The sequence below is a fragment of the Synechococcus sp. R55.7 genome (genome assembly GCF_047461955.1).
GTDB lineage: Bacteria > Cyanobacteriota > Cyanobacteriia > Thermostichales > Thermostichaceae > Thermostichus.
In genome coordinates this window covers 1-5162 of record NZ_JANSIC010000184.1, presented here as the reverse complement: position 1 = coordinate 5162, position 5162 = coordinate 1, and the positions used below count along the sequence as shown (strand labels likewise).

At 56.8% G+C, this 5162-nt stretch carries 6 protein-coding genes and 1 pseudogene; 4 read left to right on the top strand and 3 right to left on the bottom strand.

Going from position 1 to position 5162, the window contains the following annotated elements:
* A partial coding sequence (locus NW820_RS09785; protein WP_414407380.1) for a hypothetical protein occupies positions 1 to 204 on the top strand: 204 nt, incomplete at its 5' end.
* Here the strand turns inward: NW820_RS09785 and NW820_RS09780 are convergent.
* From NW820_RS09780 to NW820_RS09770, 3 genes are all read right to left on the bottom strand, one after another.
* Positions 201 to 743, bottom strand: coding sequence for an NYN domain-containing protein (locus NW820_RS09780; RefSeq protein WP_011429576.1), 543 nt, complete (start codon positions 741 to 743; stop codon positions 201 to 203). The genes NW820_RS09785 and NW820_RS09780 overlap by 4 nt on opposite strands.
* Before the next feature lie 134 nt (positions 744 to 877).
* Entirely contained in the window at positions 878 to 1588 is a 711-nt protein-coding gene (locus NW820_RS09775; protein WP_414407379.1) for a class I SAM-dependent methyltransferase, read from the bottom strand.
* Positions 1589 to 1637: 49 nt separating this feature from the next.
* Positions 1638 to 2585: a sugar phosphate nucleotidyltransferase gene (locus tag NW820_RS09770; protein WP_414407381.1), complete on the bottom strand. Its 948-nt coding sequence runs from the start codon at positions 2583 to 2585 to the stop codon at positions 1638 to 1640.
* Positions 2586 to 3013: 428 nt separating this feature from the next.
* On the opposite strand from NW820_RS09770, the gene NW820_RS09765 reads away from it, so the two are divergent.
* The 3 genes and pseudogenes from NW820_RS09765 to NW820_RS09755 form a co-directional block, all read left to right on the top strand.
* Entirely contained in the window at positions 3014 to 3877 is an 864-nt protein-coding gene (locus NW820_RS09765; protein ID WP_414407378.1) for an ABC transporter substrate-binding protein, read from the top strand.
* Positions 3874 to 4695 (top strand): amino acid ABC transporter permease, encoded by an 822-nt coding sequence (locus tag NW820_RS09760; RefSeq protein WP_414388318.1) that lies wholly within the window; start codon positions 3874 to 3876, stop codon positions 4693 to 4695. Before NW820_RS09765 ends, NW820_RS09760 begins: the two co-directional genes overlap by 4 nt.
* Before the next feature lie 94 nt (positions 4696 to 4789).
* Positions 4790 to 4955, top strand: a pseudogene (locus NW820_RS09755) (RNA-guided endonuclease TnpB family protein); the annotation flags it as partial.
* Positions 4956 to 5162: the final 207 nt, after the last annotated feature.

Sequence of the window (5162 nt, the reverse complement as noted above, 5' to 3'; positions counted from 1 at the left end):
CGTACCGACAGCCAAGGTCAACTGATTTTGCCCATGCGGGCGCAGGAGCAATTGCCCAAAGATCGAGTTGTGCGGGTGCTGGTGTTGGTGGATGAGCGGGAGCTGGCTCCGGCGGATCCTTCACAGGAGCAGTTGCCCACTGCCTCGCCAGATGAAGAGCATCTTTGGTATGGAGCTCCCACCGTTCCCTACGATGGCATTTAGCGCATGGGATCTTGGCCGGACAGCCGCCAGCGGTTTAGGCGCGAGAGGGTATCTGCATCCAAGTAGGCATCAATGCCCCGCTTGCTCGATAGCCGTTTTGGTTGGACGCGCCGGATCTGCTGCTGGGCCTGCTGCACTTCATCCCACAGTTGTTCTGCCGAGACCCATTCGGCGTTGTAGCCGCCAATCACCAATTGCTGGACACGATCGGAGGTAGCCACCCGTACCCGACACCCATCCCTCTGCAACTGGGCACACAGCCGTTCAATACAACTGTCGGCGGTCTCGCCATAGGAGGTATACAGGATCTCGATACCCGAAGGGGAGCGCTCTTGCCGGGCTGGAGTGGGTTGGGCGTAGGCATCGTACACCACGGTCGCCTGGTAGCCCCGGAAGGCCACATAGTTGGCCAAAGATTCCACCAAGCGCAGACGGGCCAATTCCATCAGGGAGCGACGCGCTAACTGGCTCAGGGTGGGCCAAGCTCCGATGATGTTGTAGCCATCAACCAAGAGGAAGGTGGGAGAGGAGGCTTGCATGGATGGCGGTGGATCCCTTGTCCGGGATCACACTTCTTAATCTTAATCTTTATCTTATTTTTAATCTTAGTACCCAGCCTTAAAGGTTACCCCACTACTCCGAATGCTCCGATACTTTCCCGGTTGTGAGCAGATCACGGTCTGCGCTGAATCCAATAGGTGGTGAACAGTTCGCCACTGGCCTGTTTCTGAATTTTGCCCCCCAAGGCTGCGATGCGCCGCTCCCACTCCGTTAGGGGGGTGAAAATCGGTTCGGTGCCTTTGAATAGCTCGATGAGGCCCCATTGTTCCGCCCACACCGAGTCGGGATTGACCACTTCAATAATCACAGGTGCAGCCGGTCGCAACACTCGCATCAACTCTGCCCAAACCGCGTCGAAGTACTCAATCGGGTAGTAGTACAAAAATCCGGTGGCAATGGCCAGATCAAATTGCTCCGACTCGTAGTTTTCCAAATGGTGGGCGGATCCCTGTTGCATTGACTTGAACAGCTTGGAGTTAAGCTGGGGTGCCCGCGAGCGAATAAAGCGCACAATCTCACCGCTCAGCTCATGGCCGTAAAAGTAGGCTTGCCAATCGTTCCAGGGATAGGTCAGGAAGCTTACCCCACAGCCCAAATCCAAACAGGCTTCCCGTTTTTTGGGGGCACGCAGTTGCCAAAAGGGGATCCCGAGGCGTTCTTGCAGGTGATCCCGCTGCTGGGCTTGCCAAAAAGGCAGTTGCTCCAGGTCTGGGGGAAGTTGCCAAGCTGGCCGACCCAGTTGAATTTCCAACTCCCGATTGAAGCGAGCAGCTACGGCAGCAAGGTAGGGATCCCAGCGTTCCCCGGTTTGTGGTAGCTCCATTTGCTGATGGCTTTGTCCTGGATGGTCGTGAACTTAACTTGCACTTAACCTACACTACCAGGACTCTCGGCCCGTAGGCTCCCGGCTGCAGGGATCCATTTACCCAGCTGTGGCTGCCGAGGATGGTGCCTGCCGGAATCTGAGCTTGGGATCCCAAACGGGTGTGGGCGCCGATGTAGCAGGGGGCGTGCAGTTGAGCGCTGGGATGGATCTCAGCCGTTTTGTGCACCCATATCCCCGGCGCCTGTTGCTGCACATTTTCTAAGGGAAAATCCGTCATTCGGCCCAGGAGAATGTCCAGTTGGCCGTGGTAGTAGCTGGCCGGCGTGCCCAGATCCCGCCAGTAGCCTGCGTGGAGATAAGCTTGCAGCCGGTGCCCTTGCCTGAGCAAATCGGGGAAGACACGCCGCTCAAAGCTGAGGGGATCCCCACTGGGGTAGTCTTTAAAAATGGCCGGATCCAAGACATAGGTGCCGGCGTTGATCGTGTCGGTGGTGAGGGTGAGGGCTTCTGCAGGGGTGGGTTTTTCCCGAAAAGATTGGATCTGGCCCTCTTCCCCAACTTCCACCAGGCCATAGGCGGTGATATCTTCCACGCGGGCGAGGGTGAGGGTGGCCATGGCCTTGCTCTGCACATGACATTGCATCAACGCCTGCAAATCCAGATCCGTGAGGATGTCGGCATTGAAAACCACCAAGGGATCCCCGGTGAAATAGGGCTGAGCCAGCACCAAAGCTCCTGCCGTATCCAAAGGCGTCTCTTCGGGAATGTAGCGGAGCTTCACCCCCAAAGCAGCGCCATCTCCCAGAGCAGCCTCAATTTGTTGGCCCAGATAACCCACGCTGAGCAAAATATCCGTCAAGCCGGCTCGGCGGCAGCGCCCGATCAGCCATTCCAAAAAGGGCACATCCAGGAGGGGCAACAAAGGCTTGGGTTGTAAAAAGGTAAAGGGCCGTAAACGAGTTCCTTTCCCACCCGCCAAGATCACCGCTTGCATAACCACCCTCAACCCCGTTCTCTTCCAAAGATATTGACATCCTCTCCGCCCAATTGCTAAGGGGGATCCATTGGGTCGAGCCAAATGTTTTCTGCTACCCAGAACGTCGATTCTCCGTTGCCCACAGAGGGATACGGATTGCCCCCCCGGGCAACACAGCACGAGTCTTGATCGCAAGTCTCAGGGGATGCCTTTCTGGAGGAGATATTTCAATCTCAATTGGGATTCATAAGCTCAATCCTGAGACAGTTGATTTGCCTTTTTTAGAGCATGTTTGGAGAATTGCGACCCGCTCGCCCCAGTCGGGAATAGCCACCCAAAGCGGCAGTGTCAGGTGATACTACCTTGCAACGGGAATTGTGACAGCCTTGGATAGCTTGGATGGATTCCAATGGGTTTGCCCTTCACCTTCATCTGAGGTTTCGCCGATGTCTGTTTCTCGACGCCGATCCCTACAAGCCCTTTGCTTGACCCTGGCCGGATGCTGGGCTCTAGGCACACACCAGGGATCCCTGCTGGCCCAAAGCAGAGACCTGTTGGCTCAAATTCAAGAGCGCGGGGTGCTCCGGATTTCCACCGACTCCAATTACCGTCCTCAGAGCTACCGCAACCCTGACGGCACTTGGGAAGGATTTGATGTGGATGTGGCGCGCGAGATCGCCAAGCGCTTGGGGGTAGAGGCTGAGTTTCTGGATATCAACTTCGATGTCATCACCGCCGGATCTTGGAATGGCCGCTGGGATGTCAATGTCGGCTCCATGACCGTAACTGCCGAACGCCAGAAAGCTCTGCTGTTTACCATTCCCTACTACTACACCCCCGCCAGCTTCGTGGTCCACCAAGCCTCGACCCTGACCGATATCGCCGCTTTGGAAGGAAAGCGAGTTGGGGTGGGCACCGCCACCACCTACCAAGCTTACCTGGAGGGCAACCTCACCCTGGAAGGAGAGACCATCCAAGTTCCGGCCCCGCGGGTGGACATTCGCATCTACGACACCGATAGCCTGGCTCTGCAGGATTTGGCACTGGGGGATGGCACCCGCCTGGATGCAGTCTTGACAGCTTTGCCGACGGCTGAAAACGCCATTCGGGAAGGACTGCCCCTGAAAACTCTGGGGGATCCGGTCTACTATGAAGCCTTGGCTGTGGCCTTGGATCGCTCCAGCCCTGCCCCTTCCGAGAGCTTGCAAGCCAAAATTAACGAAATCTTAGAATCCATGCATGCGGACGGCACGCTAACAGCCCTCTCGAAGCGGTATTACGGCATTGATCTGACGAAAAAAGCTGAGTGAGCAAAGACTCTATCCCACTGGAGCAGCCCATTTACCCACCGCCCCGGATTCGAAAAGGGATCCCGTTCCCGGTGGCCCAGGGGTTGTGGTTGGTTTTGTGGCTGCTGTTGTTGGTGTTCACCTTCAGCGGGGTACAGTTGGAGTTGGCCGGGATCCCCATCCGTACCTTGCGTCTCAACGGCAACTTTGTGCGCGAGTGGTGGTGGTTCATCTCGCAAGGGGTGGGCACTACTTTTCAACTGTCCTTGGTCTCCATCCTCTGCGCTACCACGTTGGCCTTTTTGTCGGCGCTGGCGGGGCTCTCCCAAATTGCCCCTCTAAGCAGCCTCTCTGCTCTCTATGTCTCGCTGATGCGGGGCACACCTCTATTCCTGCAGTTTTTGTTTATCTACCAGGCTTTGCCGCAACTGGGCCTGGTGTTCGGCTCGTTCACTTCGGCAGTGCTGGCCTTGAGCCTGAACTATGGCGCCTACATGAGCGAGATCTTCCGGGCCGGGATCCAAGCCATTCCCGTCGGGCAGCGGGAAGCTGCCTATGCCCTGGGGCTTAAGCCCTGGCAAACCCTGTGGTGCATCATTTTGCCGCAAGCTTTCCGAATTGTCCTACCCGACATTGGCAATCAATTCATCGCCATGCAGAAAGACACTGCCCTGGCCAGTGCCATTGCTTTGCAGGAGTTGATGGGCCGGGCTCGACAGGCAGGTTTGCCGCGCCAGCACTTCTTCGAGGCTTTGGTGGTGGCAGCGCTGTGGTACTGGCTGCTGACGTTGATCTTGTCATTTTTCCAGGGACGCTTGGAACGGTACCTGGCCCGCTAGAGGAGCCTGACTCTAATCCGGCCATTACTTTGGTGTCTGCTTGCATACGTTTGTGGTTGCCCACAAAGACCGGCTGTGCCGTTCGCGATAGCAGGGGGCTCCAAAAACAGCCAGAAAGCTGGGGGACATCATCCTGCACTGACCTGCCGCAGTGGGTGAAAGAGGATCCCTGCCACCTCAAGCGGAACGCCATTCAAGAGGCAGGGCTGGCCTTTCGAGAGAGCAAAGACCCGAAGTTTCGCAGCGTCAGAGATCAGAGCTTTGCGGGATACTGCCATTCTGTTTGGCAACGAGCAGGATGCAATCGCTGCAGCCCTGGGCAACAGTGTATGGCTTCGCCATGCAAGCCATAGCCATTCCAAACTGGATTGGGACACTCCCCAAGCGTTCCGCGCTGCTTCCGCGACCACTCCCAGGGGAAGAGGGAAGTTAGGAAGCGATGCAACTTAAAGCTGTTCGTCAGCTAG

Bases quoted from the DNA above. Each gene is read 5' to 3' on its own strand.
- NW820_RS09765 (WP_414407378.1), top strand. From the start codon at position 3,014: ATGTCTGTTTCTCGACGCCGATCCCTACAAGCCCTTTGCTTGACCCTG.
- NW820_RS09780 (WP_011429576.1), bottom strand. From the start codon at position 743: ATGCAAGCCTCCTCTCCCACCTTCCTCTTGGTTGATGGCTACAACATC.
- NW820_RS09775 (WP_414407379.1), bottom strand. From the start codon at position 1,588: ATGGAGCTACCACAAACCGGGGAACGCTGGGATCCCTACCTTGCTGCC.
- NW820_RS09770 (WP_414407381.1), bottom strand. From the start codon at position 2,585: ATGCAAGCGGTGATCTTGGCGGGTGGGAAAGGAACTCGTTTACGGCCC.